The organism is Azospirillum sp. CT11-132, assembly GCF_047302835.1.
GTDB lineage: Bacteria > Pseudomonadota > Alphaproteobacteria > Azospirillales > Azospirillaceae > Azospirillum.
Map to the genome: position 1 here is coordinate 2,487,356 of NZ_JBGLZA010000003.1, position 23,812 is coordinate 2,511,167.

Genomic DNA, 23,812 nt, shown 5'->3' on the forward strand with positions numbered 1-23,812 from the left:
ATCAACGAGATGCTCCGCGCCCAGCTTCAATGAGGCCGGAGCATTTCCGCTCCGGATTACTGCCTTGCCCTCAAACCGTTCAAAGTCCACAGCGATTCGCCCTGGAATCGAGCGGTGAGGGACTCTGTCGGCTCGGTCAGGTCCTTGGGTCCGTTTTCGTTCTGAACGATGTCAAAGAACCCAGGAAAAACAACGGCTCCGCCCTTGCGAGCGGTGACGGGGGTTTCGCCTGTGCCGGACCGCTCGCGGCGGCGGTGGGAAGGATAGCATGGGGTGGGGGGGCAATGCCATCGCAGGGGGCTGGCCACCCTCTCCCGACCCCCCCTTACCCCTCCTCCGCGTTCTCCCAGCCCCAGCGGGTCCAGGCGCCGTCGAGGAAGGCGGTCGGGCGGGGGGCGGCGGGGAGGCCAGGGCAGGACAGCAGGGACGGAGCGATGCGGCCGGCGCCGCGGGTCCACCACAGGCTGGCATCCGCGGGCAAGGGGCCGGACAGGCGGCCGAGAAGGGCGCGGGTGGCGGCGCCGACGCGCTCCGGCTCGGGACGGCCGAGGATGGCGAGGCGGGCCGGCAGGCCTTCGACATCGGCACCGGCGCGGCAGGCGTCGGCGGCCAGCGACTCGGCACGGGCCAGCCAGGGGGCACAGGCGGCGGGGGCGTCGGCGATGTCGAAGCCGGCGGGCAGACCGGCGGCGATGGTGAAGGGATAGGGACGGCCGACGCGGTCGGCGCTGGACATCCATACGCCGATCAGCGGGGTGGCGCCGCACAGGCCGGCCGCCAGGGCGAAGCGCCAGACCGGGGCCTGGGCGAACAGCGACTCCCACTCGGCGCCGAGCTGGCTGGCGGCCTCGCCCAACGCCGCCGACAGCCAGCGGTCCCATGGGCCGACCACGGCCGGCGGCAGGCCGTGGCCGACGAAATCGCCGCGCGCCGGGACCTTGCCGTGGAATCCCATCACCGGATCGGCGCCCATCCCAACGCCCGGCCCGGCGGCAAGGCCGCGCGGCGTGCCGAAGGATCCCATCATGGCAGGGCGGCCCGGCTGGCCGGGGTCGGTTGTGGAGGTGGCTGGGGCGTCGATTCGGCCAGCACCTCGCGCACGCGGGCGACCAGGGCCTCGTCGGGCGGGACCGGGGCGAAGCCGACGGCGAACAGGGCGGCCAGATGGTCGCCGAGGGCGCGTCGTGCCGCCTCGTTGGCCGGGCCGGGAAGCGTGCGCTGCCAGTCGAGCGCCAGCCATTCCGCCAGCGCGCCGGCATCCATCGGTTCGGCCCCGCCGACCATGTGCCCAGTGATCATGTGATACAGGCGCAGGGTCCGGCGCAGCTGGTCGGGCAAGGCCCAGTCGGCGCGCAGCCGCTCCTCCAGCCTGAGGGCGATGCGGGCGAGGAACTGGCTGCGCAGGGCGCGGCTGTAGGCCTCCCGCGCCGGGACGGCGATGCGGGCGCCCTGGTAGAGGCCGCCGGCCAGCGCCGGATCGGCCCAATTTTGCGCCTCGTCGAAGGCGTGCGGCAGGGCGCGCAGGGCGTCCAGCGCCGGCAGGATCGCCGCCGGGTCGGCGTCGTCCACCCGCGTCAGCGCGCGCGGCGGCGTGTCGAGCGGGCGCAGCGCCGCCTCCACCGCCGCGGCGCCGGCGTCGGCGCGGTCCAGCAGGGCGGCGTTGCCCCGCGCGCTGACCAGCCACCAGCCGCCGAGCGCCGCGCCCAGCAGCAGGGCGGCGGCGGCGGACAGGGCGTTGCGGCGGCGGCGGGTGCGCTCCAGCACGCGGTCGACCTGGGCGAGGTTGGCTTCCGGAAAGACGATGTCGGGCAGCAGCCGGTCGAGGAAATAGGTGGAGGCCGGACCGTCGGTCTCCGGCTCCAGCAGGCCGAGCGGGCCGCCGGTCTGGGTGGCGCTGGTCAGGTAGAGCCCGCGCAGGCGCGGCGTCTCCTCGCCCTGTTCGGAGCCGAAGACGGTGTCGACGATGTCGGCCAGCGCCGGTTCCAGCTCCGCCACCCGCAGCGGCAGGGTGAAGGCGTCGCTGCGGCGGCGGATGTCGGGTTCCTGGTGCAGCCGGTCGAGCAGCCGCTCGTCCAGCCGCCGCACCAGACCGGCATAGAGGTCGCGGAAGAGCGGCAGCGGGCTGGCGGTTTCCGGTTCTGCGGCCGGCAGGGTCAGGCCCCAGATCTGGCTGCGCGCCTCGCGGTCGAGCGGATCGAAGAAGGTGGCGAAGCCGTCCAGCAGGTCGGCCTTGGTCAGCAGCAGATAAACCGGCAGGCGGACGCCCAACTGCACCCGCAGCTCGTTCAGGCGCTGGCGGATCAGGATGGCGTGGTTGCGCCGCTCGGCATCGGTCCAGCCGGTCAGTTCGGGAATGCTGACGGTGAGAAGGACGCCGTTGGCGGGCTGGCGCGGGCGATGCTCCTTCAACAGGTCGAGCAGGCCGGACCACACCCGGCCGTCGACCGCGCGCCGGCTGTCCTGGGTGGTGTAGCGGCCGGCGGTGTCGATCAGCACGGCGCGGTCGGTGAACCACCAGTCGCAGTTGCGGGTGCCGGCCAGGCCGGCCAGCGGCCCGGTGACCGTGCCGTTGAGCAGCGGGGTGGCGAGGCCGGTGTTGGCCAGCGCCGTGGTCTTGCCCGAACCGGGGGCGCCGATCACCAGATACCAGGGCAGCTGGTAGAGATAGCGCCCGCCCCGCCGCTTGCGCAGCTGGGCCAGCACGGCGTCGAGGCGCTTGCGCACCGTGCCGATCTCCTCCAGCGAGGCCTTCAGTTCGGGATCGCGGCCGGCGGCCAGCGCCTCCAGCAGGCGGGCGTTGGCGGCGCGCTCGCGGCCGTCGATGCGGCGGTTGACGGCGATCCACACCGCCAGCGCCAGCAGCAGCGGCAGCAGACGGACGCTCCAGTCGGCCTGGATGGTCGGCAGCAGGTGGGGGGCGGCGGATGCGGCCAGACGCGGCAGCAGCAGCCAGCCGGCCAGCCCCAGCGCCAGCGCGCCCGCCAGCGAGGTCGCCCAGCGGGCGCGGGCGGAGCGGTGGGGCGAGGGCGTGGCGGCGGGCTTGCGGCGCCTGACGGGCGTCTTCGCCACGGTCTTCTTCGCCGCAGTCTTGTTCGCCACGGGCTTCTTCGCCGGAGTGGCGCCGGCCTTCTTGGGACGGGGATCGGCCATGGCGGGCGCCCTATTGCGGATAGAGGCGGATGTCGATCCGCCGGTTGGCGTCGCGCCCGGCGGGCGTGTCGTTCAGCGCGACCGGCTCCTGGTCGCCATGGCCCTCGGCTGACAGGCGGGCGGGGGCGACGGTGTGCTCCAGCAGCTTGCGCACCGCTTCGGCGCGGGCGTCGGTCAGGGATTGCGCGGTGGCGAGGCGGCCGGTGGGCGGGGTCTGGTCGTCGGTGTGGGCGACCACCAGCACGCCGCCGGACTCGGTCGCCAGGGTCTGGCCCACCCGCTCGACGATGGCGCGGTGGCGGGCCTTCACCGCGTCGCCGCCGGTGGCGAACATCGCCGCCGCCGGGATGCGGATGACCAGGGCACCGTCCTCCCCCGCCAGCACCTCGACGGAGCCGGTGCGGATCTCCGGGGCGAGTTGGCCGGTGATGCGGGCGATCAGGGCCGGGCCGGCGGTGGGCGGCGGCGGTGGGACCAGCCGGGCGATCTCGATCGGGCGGTCGGGCAGCAAGGCGGCGATGCGGGAGGTGACCGGCTCCGCTTGCCGGTCGAGGGTGCCGGCGAGATGGACGTAGAGGCCGGACAGGCCCAGCGCCACCGCCGCCCAGACGAGCCAGCCGGGCAAGCCGCCGCCAAGGGTATTGCGAACTGGGCGGAACGGCTCCGCCACCCCGGTCCAGGCCGGCGACAGCTCCGCCGGCACGTCGCCGCGGGCGCGGCGCAGGATACGGTACAGCTCGTCGCGCAGGCGGGCGAGGTCGTGGGCGCCGCCGGGCTTGTCGCGGAAGCGGCCTTCGAAGCCCAGCGACAGGCAGGCGTAGAACAGCTCCAGCGCATGACGGTGGCGGCGCGGGTCGCCCAGCATGCCGTCGAGCAGGTCGAAGAAGCGCACCCCGGCACCGGGCTCGGCCACCGCCGCCCCGCCATGGCCGGCGGCGCGGGCGACGTCGTCCAGCGTGGCGGCCAGCGCAATGCGGGCGGCGCGGATGTCGTCGGGGTCGAGGCCGGCGCTGGCGGCGGCGCGGTCGAACCGCTCCAGCGCCGAGGCGGCGGCGGCGCGCGGCGGGTCGGACAGGGCACGGTCGCGCAGCGAGGTGGCCAGCGCCAGCACCGGGGCGGCGACGCTGAGCAGCGGGTTGAGGGCGTCGCGGGGGCGGGCAGGCGGAGCGGGGGTGTTGGCGGCGGCCGGCGGGGGCGCGGCCTCCGCCAGCAGGTCCGCTCCGTCCGATCGCTCGTCCGCTTGCCGCTCGTCCGCCTGCATGTGTCGTCCGCCGTGGGGAAAGTCGGGGGAGGTATAGCAGGGTCGGGGCGGTGGGGGGAACTTGAAGCCCTCTCCCGTCCCGGGAGAGGGAGGGGACCCGCGCCGTCAGGCGTGGGGAGGGTGAGGGCGCAGCCAAGTATCCCGAAGCCCATGGCTCCGTGCCTCACCCCTCACCCTTCCCATGCTCCGCATGGGCCCCTTCCCTCTCCCGGGGCGGGAGAGGGAGCCTACCGCACCCCGGTGTTGCTGTAGTCGTGCTGCACCTTCGGCGCGGCGCCGGAGCTGCCGGCGATCTTTTCGATCAGCGAACCGATGGCGCCGCCGGGCGGGGCGTCGGCCGAGGCCATCGGGACGCCGTTCGGTATCGTGCTTCCCGGCGGCGGCGTCCAGGCGGGGGCGCCGTCCAGGCCGGGGAGTGGGCGGGCGGGCTTGCCGGCATGGGCGTCCAGCATGAACTCGCGCCACAGCTTGGCCGGCAGGGTGCCGCCGGTGACCTTCTTCATGGCGTCGTTGTTGTCGTTGCCGAGCCAGACGCCGGCGACCAGATCGGCGGTGAAGCCGACGAACCACGCGTCGTGATAGTCCTGGGTGGTGCCGGACTTGGCCGCCGCCGGGCGGTTCAGCCGGGCGCTGCGGCCGGTGCCGTAGTCGAGCACGCCGCTCATCATCCGGGCGAGTTGGACCGCGTGGGCGGGGTCGACCACCGGCGCGCCGCCGCCGCCCTGGCGCCGGTAGAGCACGGCGCCGTCGCGGCTCCTGATCTCGGTGATGGCATAGGCCCAGACGGGGACACCGCGGTTGGCGATGCCGGCATAGGCGCGCACCAGCTCCAGCGGCGTCACCTCGCTGGTGCCGAGCGCCAGCGACAGGTCGCGGGTCAAGGGCGAGGAGATGCCGAGGTTCGACGCGATCCGCCGCACCCGGTCGGTGCCGACCCGGTCGATCAGCCGCGCCGTCGCGGTGTTGGACGAATGGGCCAGCGCCGAGGCCAGCGTGATGCTGCCGCGGTACTTGCCGTCGTAATTGCCGGGACTCCAGGTGCCGAGCTGGACCGGGGCGTCGTCGATCAGGCTGTCGGGGGTCCAGCCGGTTTCCAGCGCCGCCAGATAGACGAAGGGCTTGAAGGCCGAGCCGGGCTGGCGCAGCGCCTGGGTGGCGCGGTTGAACTCGCTGCTGTCGTAATCGCGGCCGCCGACCAGCGCGCGCACGGCGCCATCGGGGCTCATGGCGACCAGCGCGCCCTGGCGGACGTTGGCGGCGGCGCCGGGGCCGGCGAGCAGAGCCTCCATCCGCTGTTCGGCGGCGCGCTGCATCCGCAGGTCCAGCGTGGTGCGGACGATGACGTCGCCATGGTCGGGGCCGGCGAAGCCCGGCACCAGATCGGTCACCCAGTCGGCGAAATAGCGGCCGTCGCCGCCGGGCCTGCGCCTGGGCGAGGGCTTGGCGGTGCGGGCGGCATCGTACTGCGCCTGGGTGAGATAGCCGGCGTCGAGCATCGCCGCCATCACCACCCGCGCCCGCTCCGCCGACTCATCGGGGTTGGAGCTGGGGGCGTAGCGCGATGGCGCCTTCAAGAGGCCGGCGAGGACGGCCGATTCGCGGATGTCGACCTCGGTCGCCGGCTTGCCGAAATAGGTGCGGGCGGCGGCGTCCACCCCGAAGGTGCCGGCGCCGAGATAGACGCGGTTCAGATAGGCGGTGAGGATCTGGTCCTTGGTGAAGCGGCTCTCCAGCCACAGCGCCAGCATCGCCTCCTGAATCTTGCGCTTCAGCGACTTCTCGGGCGTCAGGAACAGGTTCTTGGCGAGCTGCTGGGTTATGGTGGAGCCGCCCTGCACCGCCCGGCCGGAGCGCCAGTTGACGTAGATCGCGCGGGCAAGGCCCAGCGGGTCGATGCCGAAATGGCTGTAGAAGCGGCGGTCCTCGATCGCCAGCACGGCGTCGACCAGATGCGGCGGCAGGTCGCGCACGCTGAGCGTCGTGCCCTGCAGGTCGCCGAAGCGGGCGAACTCGCTGCCGTCGGCGGCCAGAACGGTGATCGAGGCGCGGCGTTCGAACTGCGCCACCTTGGAGATGTCCGGCAGGTCGAGCGCGAACCAGGCCAGCACCGCGCCAAGCCCGATGCCGCACCAGATGGCGGCGACGAGGCCCCATTGCAGCAGTTGCCTCATCCAGCCGCCGCCCTTGGCCCTATTGTTCTTTGGCGGCTGCGGCGGCTGCGGCGGCTGGGAACCGCCGGACCGGGGAGCGGACGGCTTGGACGCTTTTATCTTGGGCAAGGAGATCCTTGGCAGGGTGAAGGGCGGCAGGGTGAGGGACGGCAGCGTGAAGGACGGCAAGCCGCGGCGGCGCGGCCGGCGCGGCTGCTTGTAGGGCGTCGGCGGCGGGGCGGCGGAGGGAGGCGGCTGCCTGCGGCGCGGCTTGTTCCGGCCGAGTCTCTGGCCAAGGGTAGCCAGCCGGTCGCGGGCAATCCCGAACGCCTTGGCGGCCAGCGCACGGGCGATCCCGCCCGCCGTCAGCCGGTCGAGCGGCGACGGGTCTTCGCGGGTGCGGATCGGGCGCGGACCGGCGTAGAGCTGGCCCGTCCTCTGGTCCCTTTGGTGGTCGGGTCGGTCGGCGGTCACGGCGCGCTCGCTGAAGCCCCATCGGGTCGATGCGGTGAGTGCGGGAAACGTTCCCGCTTCGGTCCTCATACGCCTACATCCCCGCCGCCGGAAGACCGGTGGCGGGCCGACGATTATTTGTCTCCCGACCGTGGCGAAAGGATGACGCTATCCGAAATTGCGGAGGGGTTCTCCTCTCACCGCAGCCACTCCACCATTCCCTTGCCGGCCGCCACGCCCATGGCGAAGCAGCCCTGCAGAAGATAGCCGCCGGTCGGCGCCTCCCAGTCCAGCATCTCGCCGGCCAGGAACAGGCCGGGGCGGCGGGTCAGCATCAGCCGGTCGTCCAGTTCCGACAGGCGGACGCCGCCGGCGCTGGAGATCGCGCGCTCGATGGGACGGACGCCGGTCAGCACCACCGACAGCCCCTTGATCTGACGGGCCAGCGCCACCGGATCGGTGAGTTCGGCGGCGGGGGCGAACTCGCGCAGCAGGGCGGCGCGCGGGCCGGTCAGCGACAGCGACTTCTTCAGGAAGGTGGACAGCGACTCGGCGCCACGGCGGCGCAGGCGCTTGACCAGCTCGGCCTCGGCCATGTCCGGCAGCAGGTCCAGCGTCAGGGTCGCCCAGCCCTCCCTGGTGATGGCGTCGCGGAGCGGGGCGCTCAGCGCATAGACGGCGCCGCCTTCGATCCCGGTCCCGGTGATGACGAACTCGCCCTTCAGGCGGCGGCCGGCAGCAGACAGTCCGACGCTCTTCACCGGCTGGCCGGCGAAGCGGTCGCGCAGGTGATCGGACCAGGGCACCTCGAAGCCCATGTTGGACGGCACCAGCGGCGCCACCTCCACCCCCAGCCCCTCCAGCAGCGGGACCCAGCCGCCGTCCGACCCGGTGCGTGGCCAGCTCGCCCCACCCAGCGCCAGCAGCGTGGCGCGCGGGGCGACGGTGACGACGTCCTCTCCGGTGCGGAAGGTCAGCGCGCCGGTGTCGTCCCAACCGGTCCAGCGGTGGCGGCTGTGCAGGGTGACGCCCAGCCCGTCCAGCCGCCGCAGCCAAGCCCGCACCAGGGTGGAGGCCTTCATCTGCACCGGGAAGACGCGGCCGCTGCTGCCGACGAAGGTCTCGATGCCCAACCCGGCCGCCCAGCCGCGCAGGTCGTCCGGCGAGAAGCCGGCCAGCAGGCGGCGGAACAGCGGCTCGGCGGCGCCATAGCGGGGCAGGAAGCGGTCGAGCGGTTCCGAATGGGTCAGGTTCAGCCCGCCGCGCCCGGCCAGCAGCAGCTTGCGCGCCGGGGTCGGCGCGTGGTCGAACACGGCGACCCGCAGGCCGGCGGCCGCGGCGATCTCCGCCGCCATCAACCCGGCGGGGCCGGCGCCGATGATCGCCACGTCCGGGATCACGTCAGGGGTGGGATGGGGCACTTGGCGGGGCTTTCACAAAAGGACATGCCCCCGCCGTTCCCATGCAGCGCGGGGAAGGGCGGGGGCATTCCGGTCTCGACCTCGGTCCACAGGGTCAATCCCTTGGGGGTCAGTCCCTTGGGGATCAGTCCTCGTAGTCGTCCTGGTCCTGCGATACTTCCTCGGCCAGGTCGGCGGCGAGGTCGGCGAAATAGCCGGCGTCGACGTCCAGGCCGTTCTCCTCGCAGATGCGCATGAAGATGCGGTAGGCGTGCAGGATGGCGACGTCGAGGACGACGAGGTCCCCCTCCTCGCTGTGGCGGTCGGCGACGTCCCGCTCCTGAAGGGTGGCGACGATGTCGTGCGCGGCGGCCTGCAGGACCGCGTCCATGGCTTGTTTGTGTTGGGTCGACATCGTGTGGATCCTTGTCCCGGTCGTGCTTCGCGCCCCCGCCCGGCCTGACCGGCGCCGCATGGCCGGCGGGGGTGGTCGAACCGTCGGACGGGGCGGGCACCCCCCGGCTCACGTCTGAAGGGGCACCGTTCGTCCGCGAAAGTTCGGCCTCCCCCTTGTTGTAGAATCCTTTTTCACGGCCGAACAAGCCCCTTCACGGGGGGCCAGGGCGCGTCCTTCCGGGTAGCCTCGTACCGGTTCCCCGGCGTTGCCCGTTCAGCGCTTGAGGGGCGCCAGCAGGGCGGCACCGACATAGCCCAGCGCCTTACCCTTCCGCCCGACCTTGTACCAGCCGTCGGCGGCCTCCAGCACGGTGACGCGCTCGCCGGCGTCCAGCACGTCCAGCACCTTGGCGTCGCAGACCGGGGCGACACGCAGGTTGCCGGCCGCGCGCAGCCGGGCGACGGTCCCGCCGGGCAGGCGGGGGCGTTGCGCCCGCTCCGGCAGGTCGTCGGGCAGGGCGCAGCCACGGTCTTCCGGATCGGCCTTGGCATAGCGGCCGGGCTTTGGCGCCGCGGTGGGCGCCGCGCTGGGCGCTGCGTTTGTCGTGCGGTTGGCGGCGGCTTCCGCCAGATAATCGCCGGCGACGTAGCCCTGCGGCTTCCCCTCCCGCCCGACCCGCTGCCAGCCGTCGACGGGCGGGCCGTAGGCCGTCACCTGCTCGCCCTTCTCCACCGTATCCAGAACCCGGCCATCGGCGTCCGGTGTCGCCCGCAGATAGATGCCGGCGGTGGCCGTCACGCTGCGCCGCGCCGGAGCGGCCGCAGGCGGTTTGGCGGTCGGCTTGGCAGGCCGCTCCACGGCGATCGGCTTTTCAGCCGTCGCTGCGGGGGCCGGCTGGAGCGCCACGTCGCCCAGTGGATTGATCGGCGGCTTCACGGGCGGCAGGGGCGGAAGCGCGACGGCCGGGGGCGCTTCGGCGGGTTTGGCGTCGGGCGGCTTCACCGCGGCGGGCGGTGCCGGCGCCCGGCTGGCGGCGGGCTCGGCCGGGGCGGGGCGTGGGTCCGGAGGCGACAGCGGGGCCGGCGCTTCCGGCGGATGCTCCCAGACCACGCCCGGGGTCAGCGGCGGCGAAAGGAGCTGTGTCGGCGTCAGCCGGGGGAGGGCGACGATGGGGCCGGCGGCAGGGGTCAGCCGGTCGGCCGGCGTTTTGGCCGGCGTTTCGGCCAGCGCGCCGGCCAACGCTCCTGCCGTGCAGGCGCTCAGCAGCAGGGCGGACGCCGCGAACCGCAGGATGGAGTTCCGCCGCACTCGGCCCATCGCATCCCCCCTCAATCGAGCGTGATGCGGGCGATCAGCGTCGGCAGCGTCTGGCAGCGCAGAAGCCCGTCCAGCGTCCGGTGCTCGGCCAGCCGCAATGTCAGGGCGCAGCCGAAGGAGTTCACCGCCAGTTCGGTCTGCGCCAGGGTGCCGACGATGCTGGACGGCCGGGCGATGCTGTAGCCGGGCGCCCCCAGCTTGCCGGCCAGCGCGCCGTTGACCGGGCTGAAGCCGTCGATCTCCAGCGTCATCGGCCCGAGATTCTGCACCACCACCTCGGAACTGGGGTCCTCCTTGGTGGCGTAGAGCTGGACCGGAACGGCGCGGTGGCGGGCGATCCAGTCCTTCAGCGCCAGATTGGCGACCACCGGATCGCGGCTCTGCAGCGCCGCGTCCATCGCCGTCTGGCGCAATGCCGGATCGTTGCCGCCCAACGCCGCTTCGAAGGCGGCCAGCCGCGCGGCACGGTCCGGACCGGACAGCTTGCCGCGCAGGTCGGCGACCTGGGCGATGCGCGCCTCGACCGCCCGGCGCTCGGTTTCCGCGCGGGCGGCTTCGGCCTTCGCCGCGGCGGTCTGCTGGGCCAGCCGTTCCTCCTCCCGCCGGCGGCGTTCGGTGTCCTCGGCCAGCCGTTGCGCGGCGTCGCGATCCAACTGCTCGCGCAGGCTTTTTGCTTCCGGCGTGCCGAGAACCACCGTGCGGCCGGGCAGCTCAGCGGCCGGCTTGCCGATGCCGTCGAACAGGCCGGGGCTCTGCGGCGTCAGCGCGACGGTCCAGCCGCCGGCCCCGTGGCTGGCGAGCGCCGTCGCGACCCAGCTCTTGGTCAGCCCGGCTTCGGCCGCCGGACGCAGGAAGGTCACCGGCCCCTCGCGGCTGTCCACCAGATAGGTCGGGCCGCCAAGCACCACTGTCGCGGTCACCCGCGCCGCCAACCGCGGTTCCGCCGCCCGAGCCTCCGGGGACGGCGGGGCGGCCAGCGGCTCCACGGTCAGCGATTCGATGCGCCAGGGAGCCGGCAGCAGCGCTTCGATCCGGCTGCGGAGAAGGGAGTCCGGGATGGTCTCGGCGGGAACGGCCGTGGCGGGCCCGGTGGCATCGGCAGCCCAGGCGCTCGGTGTCGCGGGGGCGATCCAGGGGGCCCAGGAAGCCAGGAGCCCCATGGCGAACCCGGCTGCGATGCGGGCCGCGAATCGTCCGTTCTCCGGTCGCGTCATCGCCGATCCTTCCCCTTCTTCCGCCGTCCGGCACTGGTATAGCGAAGGTACAGGCCAAAGGAAGCGGCTTTTCCCCGCAATCTGCCGATCTGCGGTTGGAGGCAATACCCGCCTGCGCTCGATTGTCGCGCCGATCCGCAGCCATGGGTCGAATTGAGCTTGGACGGCACACGCCGCTTGCAATATGGTCACACAAATGGATGTATTGCCCGCAACGAGAGATCGGGGCGTGTAACGGATGGAGAACGGGGTTTCCGATGGGGGGAACGGGCGCGAGCAGGGGTAAGGAAGGACCGGGGCTGCTCTGCCGCAATGTCAAGGTAAGCGGTCGCCGTACCAGCCTGAGGATGGAGCCGTACATCTGGGACTCGCTGAAGGAAATCTGCGAGCGCGAAAGGCTGACGCTGAACGAAATCTGCACGCAGATCGACGAGCGGCGGGGCGAGGCCAATCTGACCGCCTCCATCCGCGTCTTCATCGTCAGCTATTACCGCACCGCGATCGGCAATCGCGGCTTTGCCGAAGACGGCCAGTCGCCCCTGCTCGGCAAGGCGATGGACGACGCCGTCCCGCTGGATTGAGACGGGAACGCGGGCAGGACGCCTGCGCGCTCCCGTCTTCGAAGATTTACCAGCGCAGGCTGGGCACCGCGTAGGTGGGCATGTGCCCCGACGCATCGGCCAGGGCGCGCAAATTGACCGGATCGACCGCGGCCCCCCAGGCGGCGCCCCCCAGTTCCTCCTGATGGATGCCGGATGTGACCAGCGCCACGTCGATCCCGGCGGCATTGGCGCCGGCGACATCGGTGCGCAGGCTGTCGCCCACCGCCAGGATGCGGCTGCTGTCGTCGATCCCCAGCAGCTTGAAGCAGCGTTCGTAGACCGGGGCATGGGGCTTGCCGTGCTGGCGCACGTCGCCGCCCATCTCCTCGTAGCGGGCGGCCAGCGTGCCGGCGCAGATCACCAGCATCGGACCGACCATCACCACCAGATCGGGGTTGGCGCAGATCATCGGCAGCCCGGCGGCGAGGCAGGCATCCAGCTGCGGCTGATAATCCGCCACCGTCTCGCCGAAGGTGACGATGCCGGTGTTGACGACGAAGTCGGCCTCCTCCGGGGTTGCCGCGATCCGGTAGCCGAGCCCTTCATAGACGTCGGTGTCCCGCTCCGGCCCGATGTGGTAGAGCCGGCGGCCGAGGGCCGCGTGCCAGGGATCGTCGCGGTCGCGCAGCGCCTCGTAGGTCGCCTCGCCCGAGGTCATGACATGGTCGTAGCGCTCGCGCCCCAGCCCCATGCCGTCCAGCTTCTCGATCACGCCGGTGGTGCGGCGCGGCGCGTTGGACAGCAGGCACAGCGTCTTGCCGGCGGCGCGCATGCGGTCCAGGCAGTCGGGCACGCCGGCATAGGGCCGTTCGCCGTCATGCAGCACGCCCCACAGGTCCAGGATGAACCCGTCATACTGGTCGATGACTTCGGCGATGCCGGAAATCTGTCGGATGTCGGCCATGGTGTCCGGTCGGTTTGATGGAAGGGGTAAGGATCGGATTGCGTTCGATCGGATTGCGTCGACAGGCCGATCTCAGCGTGGTTGCAGCAACTCCGCATAGACCGCCAGCGTGTCGGCGCACATGCGATCCTTGGTGTAGCGGTCGGCGACGAAGGCGATGGCACGGGCGCCGATGGCCTCGCGCTGCTCCGGGGTCAGCGATAGCGCCTCGTCCAGCGCACGGGCCAGCGCGTCGGGATCGTCGGGCGGCACCACCCAGGCGGTTTCGCCGGGAACGACGGTTTCCTGATAGGCGCCGATGGCCGAGACGATCACCGGCTTGCCCATCGCCTGCGCCTCCACGATCACCCGCCCGAAGGCTTCCGGCTCGCGCGAGGCGGAGACGACCACCGTCGACAACAGGTAGGCCGCGGCCATGTCGCTGCAATGGTCGGTCATCCGCACCACGCCGCGCAGGCCGGCGTTGGCGATGCGGTTCTCCAGCTCCTCCCGGTAGCCGGTGCGGCCCTGGTCGGAGCCGACCAGCAGGGCCAGAACGTCCTTGCGCCCCAGCCTGGCCAGCGCGTCGATCAGCACGGTCTGGCCCTTCCAGCGGGTCAGCCGGCCGGGCAGCAGGATCACCGGCCGGTCGTCCGGCAGGTTCCATTGCTTGGCGAGCGTCACCAGCCGCGTCGGGCTGACCCGGTCGGGGGCGAAGACGCCGCGGTCGATGCCGCGGTGGATAACGCGCACCCGCTGCGGATCGACCGGGTAGTTGCCCAGCACATGGTCGCGGATGAAGCCGGAGATGGCGATCACCCGCTCGCCGCGCGCCATCACGGAGTTGTACCAGCGTTTCAGCCGGCCGCCGACCGGACCCGTGCCGAAATTGTAGGGGGCGTGGAAGGTGGTCATGTAGCGGGCGCCGGTCTCCCGGCAGGCCAGCCACGCGCTCCAGGCCGGCGCGCGGGAGCGGGCGTGGACGATGTCCACCTTGTGCTCGCGGATGATGGTGGCCAGCCGGCGGGCGTTGCGGCGGATGACCAGCGGGTTCTTGGAGGCCAGCGGCAGCGTCAGGTGGGTGATGCGGGCGCGGTCCAGCTCGCGCACCATCGGCCCGCCCTCCGACGCCACCAGCGGCCTGCCGCCGGCGGCCTGCAGGGCGAGCGCCATGTCGATGCAGCCGCGCTCCGCCCCGCCGGTGACCAGCGTCGGCACCACCTGCAGCACCGTCGGCGCCCGCCCACCCGGCCAATGCTCCGGCCAGTTGGGGACAGCGGTGTCCTGATGGGCGTCCGCGTTGCGCGGGGAGTGGTCGGTGGTAAGGTGGGGGTCGAAATCCATGATGCCGGCTGCTCGCAAGGGGCGGCCCGGAACCGGCCGCGGGCCCCGGCATGCCGGATCGCCGTCGAGTCCGGTGCCCGACCGCGTGCCGGTGTCCGTTTGTCGAAGGTGACCGTATGACCGAAACCGCAGCCCATCCGGGCGGCGCGCACCATAGCCTAACGCGCGGTGCCGCGACCATAGCCTATCACCACACCCCTGCCGGCCCGTCCGGGCAGGGCAAGCCGGGCGTCATGTTCCTGGGCGGCTTCATGTCCGACATGACCGGCGGCAAGGCGACGGCGCTGGAAGCCTGGGCGGTGGAGCGCGGCCTGTCCTTCACCCGCTTCGACTATCAGGGCCATGGCGCCTCCAGCGGGCGGTTCGCCGACGGCACCATCGGCCTGTGGGCCGACGACGCGCTGGCGGTGCTGGATCAGGTGACGACGGGACCGCAGATCCTGGTCGGATCCTCGATGGGCGGCTGGATGATGCTGCTGGCGGCAACGCGCCGGCCGGAACGGGTGGCCGGGCTGGTCGGCATCGCCCCGGCCCCCGACTTCACCGAAGACCTGATGTGGGACATCTTCGATGCCGATGTCCGCCGCCGGATCATGGAGGAGGGCGTCTGGAACCGCCCGTCGGAGTACGGACCGGAGCCGCAGCCGATCACCCGCGCCCTGATCGAGGACGGCCGCAACCACCTTCTGCTGCGCGGCCCCATCGCCTTCGGCGGCCCCGTCCGCCTGCTGCACGGCCAGCGCGACCCGGATGTCCCCTGGCAGCTCAGCCTGCGCATCGCCGAGGCGCTGACCGGCGACGACGTCCGCGTCACGCTGGTGAAGGACGGCGACCACCGCCTGTCCCGTCCCCAGGATCTGGACCTGCTGTGCCGCACCGTCGGCGCCCTTGTGGATGAGATTGGCGGATGAAACTGGATCGGTTTAGCGCGCCGCCAAAAAAACGTCGTTTGCGTGAAACGGAGGCTTGCATAGCCGCGAACCTCTGGCTATAACGCGGGCCTCTACGGAGGGGTGGCCGAGCGGTTGAAGGCGCACGCCTGGAAAGTGTGTATACGTCAAAAGCGTATCGAGGGTTCGAATCCCTCTCCCTCCGCCACGAATTCAGCCCAAGCAACTGGTTTGCTTGGGCTTTTTCGTTTCTGGAAAATGCTTTCCCCACTTCACCCCACATTTTTCAGCGGATTGACGCCGCTGTTGGCGGACGTTTGTGGACGGAAGCTCCTTTACAGAAGGACATCGCTACCGTAAGAATTGCAATCCTAGGAAGCGAAAATATGGTGGGATGATATGAAAAGCATAGATTATATGCAGGTTACTAAGCTTATTGATGAGAGAATTTCTGTTGTTTTGAAAAATGAACAACCAAAGAATCCCGCACAACGTAACGGAGTTATCAAGTCCGCTTTTTCAAAAATGGCAGCTGATTTGGGAATTGATTGTCGGTGCAGTCAGCCTAAAGGGCGTGGAGAGTTTATGGTTGATGTATGTTGGCTTGAACGAGACAAGACTAGTCTAATTCCAACTTTAAGCGCGTGCCATATGGCGGGTGAAATAGAACTAAACCCGTATGCTGACATGAAAGATATGTACAAGCTTCTGTTAATGAAGAGTCCATTGAAAGTATACGTTCATTCTCCGGCAAAATATATGTCAGGAACGAACGTATTGCGATTTGTAAGAGCCATTCAAGATTACAATCAGCATAGTTCGAATGAAATTTACCATTTCATGGAAATTAGTAAAGACAACCGTGTTGTGACAACAGCTACATATATTCACGAAGAGAGAAAATTAAGCTTGGGAATAGAGCAAAGTAAGCAATTCGATGAAATAATGAGAAGAATTGGCGATGATTATGGAGATGAGCGCGACGAAGTTGTGAGGGAATCACTGAAAAGAAGAGTCCCAACAGATATAAATTTTATGAGAAGGTAGATGGCTTTAGGAGCAAGCAATATGCTTGAAAGTTTTGTAATTCTATAATGTTCTGGAGGCTCATTAGTTCCCCAAATTCAGAGATATCTCGTGTCATTATGGAAATAGTATCTGGCATTGGCATGGGTGAGCTTGGGAATTAGATGAAGAACTCATCATCCAGCAGGTCCAGATCGTAGATTGAGCCTTCCGCCTCGCCGTGCTGCGCCAGCGACACGGCGATGGCGCAGGCAACAGTACCCTCGATCCGCTCCCGCGCCTTGCCCTTGCTGAACAGCCGGTTGCCGGCCCGGTCGGTCTCGACCTGGATGTTGTCGAAGCACCAGCGCAGCACATCATGCCCGCCGTGCTGGAACTGCCGCGCGATGATGGCGCGCTCCAACTCCTTAATCGCCGGCGCCATCGTCACCCACCCCTGCCGCACCTCCACAGCCGGATAGCCGTCTTCGGTCAGCGTGTTCAGCGTCGAACGGGCAAGGTGCGGGTCGATGCCCACCGACACTACGTTGAAGCGGTCGCACTGGTCGCGGATGCAGTCTTCCACCGCGCGGAAGTTCACCACGTTGCCGAGCGTCGGCTCGATCAGCCCGTTATCGGCCCGGCGCACATAGGGCGCCCTGTCCCGGTCCTGCTGAACAAGCAGGTTGTCGCCCGGACACATCTCAACGAAAGGATCCGTCGGGTGAGCCATTTTCATTTTGTGCTGTTCTTCGGCATGCAGCGGAGACTTGCCCCGCTTCACCCCAAATAGAAAAGCCCGCCCCACATCGGCGCATGCCGGTGCGGGGCGGGCTGTCAGTCTTTTCCGGTGCCTGGAACGGAAGGGGCGGTTCCCCTTACTTCGACCGCGACACGCGGCGCAGGAAGTCGATGAACTGTGCCTGCTCTTCCGGGGACAGGTCCTTGACCATGCCCTGGTCGTGCGCCTGGACGCGCGGGATCAGGTCGTCCATCAGCGTCTGGCCTTCCGGCGACAGGCGCAGCGCGTAGGAGCGGCGGTCGTTGGGCGAGGGAGCGCGCACGACGAGGCCGCGCGACTCGAGACGGTCGATCACAGCGACCATCGTCGACCGGTCGATGCCGACCGCCGTGCCCAGGTCGGACTGCGACAGTCCCTCGTTCTCCCGGATCATGATCAGCACGCCGAACTGGCCGGGCGTGATGTCATGCGGAGCGACCGCATTCTGAAAGCTCTGGAACACCGCAACCTGAGCCTTGCGCAGGTTGTAACCCACCAGCTCCGGAAGGGGGCCAAGGGCGAGCTTGCCGTTCTTGCCGGGCCGCAGACGCGACCGCCGGTCGGCGGGGGTGGAACGCTCGTTGTCAGTCACCGTGGATGCCATATTTTGGATGAATTATCGGATGAACGGATAAAATGCGGGCAAGGCTTTCGTTTGTCAGCAAGAACCGCACAGACAACAGGCTATGCATACCAGATATGCGTTGAGCGTATTGGTGGGAACGCGTGCAAATTCCATCTTGAAGAGTCAAGAAGTGATCGACGCCGATTCGACGCCGATCGCCCGCCCAGCGGTTTCCCCTGCCGCGCGCGGGTTCCCGAATCGGAGCTTCCGACGCCCGGTCCCCCCCAGACCGGGCGTCTTCGTTTTTGGCCGACCCCTGCTTGGAACGCTGGACCGATTTGCAGGGCAGGGCGGATGGTTGGGCGCTTGGTCCGTTGCCGGCTTTCGGGTTAGCTGTGGGTAAGCGTTCCAACCAGAGAGCCGATGCCATGGCCTTCGCCATTCCCCTGTGGTCCCAGCCGGCCGTCCCCGTCGTGGGCGGCGATCCGTTCCCGGTGCGCCGCATCTACTGCGTCGGCCGCAACTATGCCGCCCATGCGCGCGAGATGGGCGCCGATCCCGACCGCGAGCCGCCCTTCTTCTTCATGAAGCCGGCCGACGCCATCGTCGCCGACGGCGCCACCATCCCCTATCCGCCGAAGACCGCCAACCTGCATCACGAGATCGAGCTGGTGGTGGCCATTGGTGCCGGGGGCGGCACCGGCGGCCGCGACATCCCGATCGACCGGGCGCTGGACCATGTGTTCGGCTATGCCGTCGGCCTCGACATGACCCGGCGTGACCTGCAGGCCGCCGCCAAGAAGGAAGGCAAGCCCTGGGACATGGGCAAGGGGTTCGACCAGTCGGCACCCTGCTCCGCCATCCGCACCGTCGCCGACATCGGTCATCCGGCCAAGGGCGCGGTCACCCTGCAGGTGAACGGCGAGCCGCGGCAGAAGGGCGACCTGTCCGACCTGATCTGGTCGGTGGCGGAGACGATCTCCTACCTGTCCGGGTTCGTCGAACTGCAGCCGGGCGACCTGATCTACACCGGCACGCCGGAGGGCGTCGGCCCGGTGGTGGCCGGCGACGTGCTGACCGGCGCGGTCGAAGGCGTCGGCACCCTGACCCTGACCATCGCCTGAGCCGCCGGCAATGCGCATCGCGACCTGGAACATCAATTCGGTCCGCATGCGTCTGGACCTCCTCCTCCGTCTGATGGAGGAGGAGCGGCCGGACGTGATCTGCCTGCAGGAAACCAAGGTGGTGGACGCCGACTTCCCGCTCGGCCCGCTGGCGGAGCGCGGCTATGTCCACGCCCACATCCACGGGATGAAGAGCTACAACGGCGTCGCCATCCTGTCGCGCCTGCCCTTCGAGTCGCATGACGTCCAGCACTGGTGCGGCAAGCAGGACTGCCGCCACGCGCTGGCCCATCTGCCGGGCGGGATCGAACTGCATTGCGTCTACATCCCCGCCGGCGGCGACATCCCCGACCCGGCGGTGAACGACAAGTTCGCCCACAAGCTCCAGTTCCTCGACGAGATGACCCACTGGCTGGGCACGGAGCGGAGGTCCGACCGGCCGATGGTGCTGGTCGGCGACCTGAACATCGCGCCGCTGGAACAGGACGTCTGGAGCCACAAGGAACTGCTGTCCGTGGTCTCCCACACGCCGATCGAGGTGGAAAAGCTGGCGGCGATGCAGGCCTCGGCCGGCTGGGTCGACGCCATGCGCCGCTTCGTTCCGCCGGAGGAGAAGCTCTACACCTGGTGGAGCTACCGGGCGAAGGACTGGGCCGCCTCCAACCGAGGCCGGCGCCTGGACCACATCTGGGTGACCCCGCCGCTGGAAGGGGCGCTGACGGGCATCAAGGTGCTGCGCGACGCCCGCGGCTGGGAGCCCAAGCCGTCGGACCATGTGCCGGTGATCGTCGATCTGAACGTTTGAGATCTGGCCGTGTGATGGGGGAGGGGGCGGTTGCGCCCCCTTACTCCAGCGAACCCTATTCAAGCAGGCTGATGTTCAACCGAACCAGCTCCGGTGCGCCGCCCTTGGCGATGCGGAACAGGTGGGCGCAGCCGTTGCGCAACTCCTCCGCCGGGTCGTCGCGCATGTCCCAGCCGGTGGCGAGCGAGTAGAGCGCGCGCAGGATGCCGTTGTGGGCGACGGCGCCGGTCGGATGCCCCTCCGCCGCGAGGTCGGCGAGCCAGGAGCGCAGACGGGCCTGAACCTCGCGCGGGCTTTCGCCGCCGGGCGCCTTGAAGTCCAGACCCAGCCGGTCGTGGCGGGCCGGCATGCGGCCCTCGGCGCGCAGGTCCTCGGTGCGCTGGCCTTCCCACTCGCCCCAGTCCATTTCGACGATCCGCGGCTCCGGCGTGGGATCGAGGCCGAGCAGGGTGGCGGTCTCCCAGGCCCGGCGCTTCGGGCTGGCGACCCAGCGCAGCCCGGCCGACTCGGGCGGCAGGCGATAGCGGGCGACCCGTGCCCGGCCGGCGTCGGACAGCGGCTCGTCGATGCTGCCCTGGATGCGCCCTTCGGCGTTCCAGGCGGTCGGGCCGTGGCGGAGGATCAGCAGGGTGGTCATGACGGTACCGGTGCGCGGGTGACGGGACAGTGCCCCGAGTTTAGCGCTTCGCCGTCTTCTGCACCGGCATTTCCTTGACCTGGGCAAGCGCCACGCGGACACGCGACAGATCGGGGGCCGCCGCCCGGATGGCGGATTTGGCCGGAGCCTTGGCCGGCTTTGCCGGCGACTTGCCCGGTTTGACCGCCTTGGCCGCCACCTCGGCCACCTGCACGCGGCCCTTGCCGCCGCCATGCTTCATGGCGAGCGCCTGGGCCCTGGCACGGGCGCGGGCCTGCGCCTCCAGGATCTGCGGCGCGCGCGGTTCGCCGGTCTTCGGCGTCCAGGTGCGGAAGGGGCCGGTGTCGACATGGACATGGCCGGTGTGGGCGTACATGGCGTAGCCGCCGCGCTGCATCGCCGCCGCTTCCTCCGCCAGCCGCGAGGGCGGGATGCCGGCGATGGAGAAGTCCGCCGCCTGACCGCGCATGTGATAGGAGTTCTCGGCGACGTTCGGGTTCGTCCGGGCGAGGCTGGCGTTGGTCGCGCTCGACCGGTAGCCGGAGGTGAGGCGGATCGGCGACTCCGCCGACGCGCCGACGCGCTGGCGCAGCTCCACCAGCATATCGACCAGGGCCGGATCGACCGGGATCACCTCGTCGCTGCGGCGGTCGCGGAACAGGACGGCGATCTCGCGCATCGCGGCCGGGTCATAACCGTCGCCGGGGCGCCAGTAGGTGACGGACGCCGTCTCCCCGCTGGCGGGATGCTGCAGGACCACGCTGCGCGGTTCGCCGTCGAACTTGGCGCTTTCCAGCGGCGGCGCGGTGGCGCAGCCGCCAAGCTGCGTCGCGACGGTCAGCACGGCGAGAATACCCAAGGCACGACCGGTCATGCGCATCGCTCTTCCCCCCAAGCTTTGCACGCATCAACGACCCCGCCCGCCCCAATCGTGGCGGGGTTGCACACCGATCTAATACCAAGATTGTCACAGGAGGCCAGTGTGACAAAGCAACCTGTGGCGTAATGAACACGCACAAGCGCTTTTGCTCAGTGGAACCGATTGTTCGGGATTCAACCGATGCGGATCGCGCCGATCCTACAGGGACAGCTCCATCCCTTCATAGGCCACCAGGGCTCCGGGGCGCATCGCCGCCGCCTCGGCTGCGATGGCGTCCAGCGCGTCGTCGGTGCGGGCCGGGTCGTGGTGGAAGATCACCGCGCGGCCGACTCCGGCCGCCTCGGCCAGCCGCAGACATTCCTGCCAAGTCGAATGGCCCCAGCCGACGCGCGACGGGTATTCGGCGTCGGTGTAGGTGCTGTCATACACCATCACGTCGGCGCCGCGCAGCAACTCCAGGATCACCGGGTCGCGCCCTTCGGCCGGATGCTCGGTGTCGGTCAGGACGCACAGGCTGCGGCCGCCATGCTCCACCCGGTAGCCGGTGGCGCCGTCGGGATGGTTCAGGCGGCAGGTGCGCACCACCACTCCCGCTGGCACTCCCGACGCCAGCTCCAGCGTCTGGCCGGCCTGGAAATCGCGGAACTGGCAGTCGGCACGGAAGATCTCGACCGGCACCGGGAACAGCGGCGCCGTCATCATGTCGGCCAGCACGGTGCGGAAGGGTCGTTCCGGCGGCAGATGCCCGGACCACAGCCGCAGCCGGCCGGCCGGGTCGAAGGCCGGCGCGAAGAAGGGCAGGCCGCTGATATGGTCGAGATGGCTGTGGGTCAGCAGCAGGTCGATGTCCACCGGCCCGCCGTCGCGCGCCAGCGACTCGCCCAGCGGCCGGATGCCGGTGCCGCAGTCGAAGACGATGTGGGTGCCGCCGCAGCGCACCTCGATGCAGGCGGTGTTGCCGCCATAGCGCACGGTGGCCGGGCCGGGCGACGCGATGCTGCCGCGCACGCCCCAGAAGCGCACGGTGAAGGGGGACCCGCCGCCGGACTCCTCAGGAGCGGGCGGTTGCGCGGAATTGGTGGTTGAACGAACGGTCATGACGGCGCCATCGTGGCGGCCCCGCTTGCCCAAGTCTAGAGCTTCCTGCGTTTGATATGAAACGCAGGAAGCTCCAGCCTTATGTCTGGCGATCGGATTCACGCTTCAAATCGATACCGATTTTCGCGATCCGATCTGGCAAATCCGAACAGGCCGTGTCGCGAGTCGACACCCTACGAAGGGCATCTGTCCAAACCCATAAGATGTGGTAGGTTGGGGCTCGTCGCGCATTGCGCGGCATGACTCCCAAAGGGTCCCCGCGCGGGTGGGGACCGGCTCCGGCGGAACCCGACGCGGATGGATCCTGACAAGCTCGCCAAAGTCCTCGCCATGGCCGAGTCGGAGCATCAGGGCGAGGCGCTGTCCGCCCTGCGCGCCGCCCGCATCATGCTGTCCCGCGCCGGGCTGTCCTTCCGCGATCTGGCGGAGCGCGCCCGCACGCCGGTGCCGACCGCGGCCGAGCCGCCGCCCGCCGCCCAACCTGCCGAACCCGCCGGTGCGCCGGCCCCGCCGCCGCCGCCGGACGAACTCGTCCGCGGCCTGCGCCGGCAGGTGAAGGACCTGGAACTGGAACTCGCCACTCTGCGGCGGCAACTCGACAAGGCGGCGGGCGATGCCGACCGCCAGCGCGAGGAGGCCGACCGCTGGCGCACCCTGGCGCGCGAGACGGCGGAGAAGCTGTGGGACATGGGCAAGGCGCTGGAGCGCAAGCACTCCCGCCATGCCGACAGCGACAAGCGCCGCGCGGTTCTGGACCTGCTGCAGGACCCCGGCAGCGCGCTGCTGTCCGACCGCGAGATCGCCCGGCGCGTCGGCGTGTCGCCGCACGACGTCGCCCACTGGCGCCGCCGGATGGCCATCGTCGGCCGCAAGCTGCGGCTGCTGCCGGTGGTGCCGCGCGGGCGCGGCCTGTGGGGCGGCCCCTCGGCCTGCGGACTCGGCGTGGCCCGGCTGGGCAAGCTTTCGGGTGGGCCGCAGATGGGCGAGCGTCGCCGCTGGCTGGGCTTTGCCGGCGAGGTCACCATCGCCGAACGGGGAAGCCGGCGCGAGCTGGCCTCGGTCGGCCGGCGCTGATCGGGGAGCCGGCCAGGAGCCGGCTCAGGGCACCAGCCGGTAGCCGCCGGGTTCCGTCACCAGGATGCGGGCGTTGGACGGATCGGCCTCGATCTTCTGGCGCAGGCGGTAGACGTGGGTCTCCAGCGTGTGTGTGGTGACCGCCGCGTTGTAGCCCCAGACCTCGCCCAGCAGGGTTTCGCGCCCGACCACCAGATCGCCGGCCCGGTACAGGTATTTCAGGATCGCCGTTTCCTTCTCGGTCAGGCGGATCCTGCGGTTGGTGGCCTCGTCCAGCAGCAGCTTGGCGCCGGGGCGGAAGCTGTAGGGGCCGATGGCGAAGACCGCGTCCTCCGTCTGCTCGAACTGGCGCAGTTGGGCGCGCAGCCGGGCGATCAGCACCCCCAGGCGGAAGGGCTTGGTCACATAGTCGCTGGCACCGGATTCCAGCCCCAGGATGGTGTCGGCATCGCTGGCCGATGCGGTCAGCATGATGATGGGACAGCGCACCCCCTCGCGCCGCAGCAGCTTGCAGACGTCGCGCCCGTCCATGTCCGGCAGTCCGACGTCGAGCAGGATGGCGGAGAATCCGGTTCCGGCCTCGGCCGCCTTGCGGACCGCGTTCAGCGCGCCGGCGCCGTCGCCGGCCTCCTCCGTCTCAAGCTCCTCCAGCAGGCGAAGCTGCTCCGCCAGCGACTGGCGCAGGGCGGTGTCGTCGTCGACCAGGAGGATGCGCTTTGCGATTGTCATGGTCCGCGGCACGAAGTCGGAAGTCGAAGATTGACGCCGGCAGGGCCGGGGGC

General features: G+C 70.0%; 22 protein-coding genes, 1 tRNA gene and 1 CRISPR repeat array (1 of these 24 only partly in view). Of the genes, 7 read left to right on the forward strand and 16 right to left on the reverse strand.

The window, feature by feature from the left end; all coding sequences use genetic code 11:
• Positions 1-60: direct repeats of the CRISPR family, unit length 37 nt; unit sequence GCTTCAATGAGGCCGGAGCATTTCCGCTCCGGATTAC; it begins 1,035 nt to the left of the window's first position.
• Between the two features lie 265 nt (positions 61-325).
• The 8 genes from tagF to ACCD06_RS17760 form a co-directional block, all read right to left on the reverse strand.
• A complete protein-coding gene (gene tagF / locus ACCD06_RS17725; protein WP_413342157.1) occupies positions 326-1,027 on the reverse strand; it encodes a type VI secretion system-associated protein TagF in 702 nt (233 codons plus the stop codon).
• Positions 1,024-3,150: a type VI secretion system membrane subunit TssM gene (gene tssM, locus ACCD06_RS17730; RefSeq protein ID WP_413342159.1), complete on the reverse strand. Its 2,127-nt coding sequence runs from the start codon at positions 3,148-3,150 to the stop codon at positions 1,024-1,026. Before tssM ends, tagF begins: the two co-directional genes overlap by 4 nt.
• Positions 3,151-3,160: 10 nt before the next feature.
• Positions 3,161-4,411 carry a type IVB secretion system protein IcmH/DotU gene (gene icmH, locus ACCD06_RS17735; RefSeq protein ID WP_413342161.1) on the reverse strand — a complete coding sequence of 417 codons (1,251 nt, stop codon included), beginning with the start codon at positions 4,409-4,411 and terminating at the stop codon, positions 3,161-3,163.
• A 227-nt stretch (positions 4,412-4,638) separates the two neighbouring features.
• Complete coding sequence (locus ACCD06_RS17740) at positions 4,639-7,035, reverse strand: transglycosylase domain-containing protein (RefSeq protein WP_413342522.1); 2,397 nt, start codon at positions 7,033-7,035, stop codon at positions 4,639-4,641.
• A gap of 176 nt (positions 7,036-7,211) precedes the next feature.
• Entirely contained in the window at positions 7,212-8,435 is a 1,224-nt protein-coding gene (locus tag ACCD06_RS17745) for an NAD(P)/FAD-dependent oxidoreductase (RefSeq protein WP_413342163.1), read from the reverse strand.
• Between the two features lie 124 nt (positions 8,436-8,559).
• Positions 8,560-8,829: a hypothetical protein gene (locus tag ACCD06_RS17750; RefSeq protein WP_085087355.1), complete on the reverse strand. Its 270-nt coding sequence runs from the start codon at positions 8,827-8,829 to the stop codon at positions 8,560-8,562.
• Between the two features lie 255 nt (positions 8,830-9,084).
• Entirely contained in the window at positions 9,085-10,128 is a 1,044-nt protein-coding gene (locus ACCD06_RS17755) for an SH3 domain-containing protein (RefSeq protein ID WP_413342165.1), read from the reverse strand.
• Between the two features lie 11 nt (positions 10,129-10,139).
• Positions 10,140-11,342: a hypothetical protein gene (locus ACCD06_RS17760; protein WP_413342167.1), complete on the reverse strand. Its 1,203-nt coding sequence runs from the start codon at positions 11,340-11,342 to the stop codon at positions 10,140-10,142.
• Positions 11,343-11,599: 257 nt separating this feature from the next.
• Between ACCD06_RS17760 and ACCD06_RS17765 the strand changes: the two genes are divergently transcribed.
• Complete coding sequence (locus tag ACCD06_RS17765) at positions 11,600-11,923, forward strand: ribbon-helix-helix domain-containing protein (protein ID WP_109076016.1); 324 nt, start codon at positions 11,600-11,602, stop codon at positions 11,921-11,923.
• 46 nt (positions 11,924-11,969) lie between these two features.
• Here the strand turns inward: ACCD06_RS17765 and ACCD06_RS17770 are convergent, their stop codons facing one another.
• Both ACCD06_RS17770 and ACCD06_RS17775 read right to left on the reverse strand, forming a co-directional pair.
• Positions 11,970-12,848, reverse strand: a complete 879-nt coding sequence (locus ACCD06_RS17770; protein ID WP_413342169.1) for a TIGR01459 family HAD-type hydrolase — start codon at positions 12,846-12,848, stop codon at positions 11,970-11,972.
• A 72-nt stretch (positions 12,849-12,920) separates the two neighbouring features.
• Entirely contained in the window at positions 12,921-14,171 is a 1,251-nt protein-coding gene (locus ACCD06_RS17775) for a glycosyltransferase family 4 protein (protein WP_413342171.1), read from the reverse strand.
• Between the two features lie 116 nt (positions 14,172-14,287).
• On the opposite strand from ACCD06_RS17775, the gene ACCD06_RS17780 reads away from it, so the two are divergent.
• From ACCD06_RS17780 to ACCD06_RS17790, 3 genes are all read left to right on the forward strand, one after another.
• Positions 14,288-15,082 carry an alpha/beta hydrolase family protein gene (locus ACCD06_RS17780; protein WP_413342173.1) on the forward strand — a complete coding sequence of 265 codons (795 nt, stop codon included), beginning with the start codon at positions 14,288-14,290 and terminating at the stop codon, positions 15,080-15,082.
• 96 nt (positions 15,083-15,178) lie between these two features.
• A tRNA-Ser gene (locus ACCD06_RS17785) sits at positions 15,179-15,269 on the forward strand.
• Positions 15,270-15,460: 191 nt separating this feature from the next.
• On the forward strand, positions 15,461-16,108 hold the full coding sequence (locus ACCD06_RS17790) for a hypothetical protein (protein WP_413342175.1): 648 nt from the start codon (positions 15,461-15,463) through the stop codon (positions 16,106-16,108).
• Between the two features lie 139 nt (positions 16,109-16,247).
• Here the strand turns inward: ACCD06_RS17790 and ACCD06_RS17795 are convergent, their stop codons facing one another.
• Positions 16,248-16,805 carry a terminase TerL endonuclease subunit gene (locus ACCD06_RS17795; RefSeq protein ID WP_413342177.1) on the reverse strand — a complete coding sequence of 186 codons (558 nt, stop codon included), beginning with the start codon at positions 16,803-16,805 and terminating at the stop codon, positions 16,248-16,250.
• A 139-nt stretch (positions 16,806-16,944) separates the two neighbouring features.
• Positions 16,945-17,439 (reverse strand): MarR family winged helix-turn-helix transcriptional regulator, encoded by a 495-nt coding sequence (locus ACCD06_RS17800; protein WP_244560711.1) that lies wholly within the window; start codon positions 17,437-17,439, stop codon positions 16,945-16,947.
• A 401-nt stretch (positions 17,440-17,840) separates the two neighbouring features.
• Here ACCD06_RS17800 and ACCD06_RS17805 point away from each other — a divergent pair, with 401 nt between their 5' ends.
• Positions 17,841-18,536, forward strand: a complete 696-nt coding sequence (locus ACCD06_RS17805; protein WP_109076011.1) for a fumarylacetoacetate hydrolase family protein — start codon at positions 17,841-17,843, stop codon at positions 18,534-18,536.
• Between the two features lie 10 nt (positions 18,537-18,546).
• Entirely contained in the window at positions 18,547-19,341 is a 795-nt protein-coding gene (gene xth, locus ACCD06_RS17810) for an exodeoxyribonuclease III (protein ID WP_413342180.1), read from the forward strand.
• 55 nt (positions 19,342-19,396) lie between these two features.
• Here xth and ACCD06_RS17815 read toward each other — a convergent pair whose 3' ends face one another.
• The 3 genes from ACCD06_RS17815 to ACCD06_RS17825 all read right to left on the reverse strand — a co-directional run bounded on the left by ACCD06_RS17815 (position 19,397) and on the right by ACCD06_RS17825 (position 21,956).
• Positions 19,397-19,978 carry a histidine phosphatase family protein gene (locus ACCD06_RS17815; protein ID WP_109076009.1) on the reverse strand — a complete coding sequence of 194 codons (582 nt, stop codon included), beginning with the start codon at positions 19,976-19,978 and terminating at the stop codon, positions 19,397-19,399.
• 40 nt (positions 19,979-20,018) lie between these two features.
• A complete protein-coding gene (locus tag ACCD06_RS17820; protein WP_247882667.1) occupies positions 20,019-20,852 on the reverse strand; it encodes a YcbK family protein in 834 nt (277 codons plus the stop codon).
• A 204-nt stretch (positions 20,853-21,056) separates the two neighbouring features.
• Positions 21,057-21,956 carry an MBL fold metallo-hydrolase gene (locus tag ACCD06_RS17825; protein WP_413342182.1) on the reverse strand — a complete coding sequence of 300 codons (900 nt, stop codon included), beginning with the start codon at positions 21,954-21,956 and terminating at the stop codon, positions 21,057-21,059.
• Positions 21,957-22,253: 297 nt separating this feature from the next.
• Here ACCD06_RS17825 and ACCD06_RS17830 point away from each other — a divergent pair, with 297 nt between their 5' ends.
• Positions 22,254-23,030, forward strand: a complete 777-nt coding sequence (locus ACCD06_RS17830; protein WP_413342184.1) for a hypothetical protein — start codon at positions 22,254-22,256, stop codon at positions 23,028-23,030.
• A gap of 24 nt (positions 23,031-23,054) precedes the next feature.
• Here the strand turns inward: ACCD06_RS17830 and ACCD06_RS17835 are convergent, their stop codons facing one another.
• Positions 23,055-23,759 (reverse strand): response regulator transcription factor, encoded by a 705-nt coding sequence (locus ACCD06_RS17835; RefSeq protein WP_413342185.1) that lies wholly within the window; start codon positions 23,757-23,759, stop codon positions 23,055-23,057.
• Positions 23,760-23,812: the final 53 nt, after the last annotated feature.

Excerpts from the sequence above, each read along its gene's own strand:
- tagF (WP_413342157.1), bottom strand. The coding sequence starts at position 1,027 with ATGATGGGATCCTTCGGCACGCCGCGCGGCCTTGCCGCCGGGCCGGGC.
- tssM (WP_413342159.1), bottom strand. The coding sequence starts at position 3,150 with ATGGCCGATCCCCGTCCCAAGAAGGCCGGCGCCACTCCGGCGAAGAAG.
- icmH (WP_413342161.1), bottom strand. The coding sequence starts at position 4,411 with ATGCAGGCGGACGAGCGGCAAGCGGACGAGCGATCGGACGGAGCGGAC.
- ACCD06_RS17750 (WP_085087355.1), bottom strand. The coding sequence starts at position 8,829 with ATGTCGACCCAACACAAACAAGCCATGGACGCGGTCCTGCAGGCCGCC.
- ACCD06_RS17755 (WP_413342165.1), bottom strand. The coding sequence starts at position 10,128 with ATGGGCCGAGTGCGGCGGAACTCCATCCTGCGGTTCGCGGCGTCCGCC.
- ACCD06_RS17760 (WP_413342167.1), bottom strand. The coding sequence starts at position 11,342 with ATGACGCGACCGGAGAACGGACGATTCGCGGCCCGCATCGCAGCCGGG.
- ACCD06_RS17765 (WP_109076016.1), top strand. The coding sequence starts at position 11,600 with ATGGGGGGAACGGGCGCGAGCAGGGGTAAGGAAGGACCGGGGCTGCTC.
- ACCD06_RS17770 (WP_413342169.1), bottom strand. The coding sequence starts at position 12,848 with ATGGCCGACATCCGACAGATTTCCGGCATCGCCGAAGTCATCGACCAG.
- ACCD06_RS17775 (WP_413342171.1), bottom strand. The coding sequence starts at position 14,171 with ATGGATTTCGACCCCCACCTTACCACCGACCACTCCCCGCGCAACGCG.
- ACCD06_RS17780 (WP_413342173.1), top strand. The coding sequence starts at position 14,288 with ATGACCGAAACCGCAGCCCATCCGGGCGGCGCGCACCATAGCCTAACG.
- ACCD06_RS17790 (WP_413342175.1), top strand. The coding sequence starts at position 15,461 with ATGAAAAGCATAGATTATATGCAGGTTACTAAGCTTATTGATGAGAGA.
- ACCD06_RS17795 (WP_413342177.1), bottom strand. The coding sequence starts at position 16,805 with ATGAAAATGGCTCACCCGACGGATCCTTTCGTTGAGATGTGTCCGGGC.
- ACCD06_RS17805 (WP_109076011.1), top strand. The coding sequence starts at position 17,841 with ATGGCCTTCGCCATTCCCCTGTGGTCCCAGCCGGCCGTCCCCGTCGTG.
- xth (WP_413342180.1), top strand. The coding sequence starts at position 18,547 with ATGCGCATCGCGACCTGGAACATCAATTCGGTCCGCATGCGTCTGGAC.
- ACCD06_RS17815 (WP_109076009.1), bottom strand. The coding sequence starts at position 19,978 with ATGACCACCCTGCTGATCCTCCGCCACGGCCCGACCGCCTGGAACGCC.
- ACCD06_RS17820 (WP_247882667.1), bottom strand. The coding sequence starts at position 20,852 with ATGACCGGTCGTGCCTTGGGTATTCTCGCCGTGCTGACCGTCGCGACG.
- ACCD06_RS17825 (WP_413342182.1), bottom strand. The coding sequence starts at position 21,956 with ATGACCGTTCGTTCAACCACCAATTCCGCGCAACCGCCCGCTCCTGAG.
- ACCD06_RS17830 (WP_413342184.1), top strand. The coding sequence starts at position 22,254 with ATGGATCCTGACAAGCTCGCCAAAGTCCTCGCCATGGCCGAGTCGGAG.
- ACCD06_RS17835 (WP_413342185.1), bottom strand. The coding sequence starts at position 23,759 with ATGACAATCGCAAAGCGCATCCTCCTGGTCGACGACGACACCGCCCTG.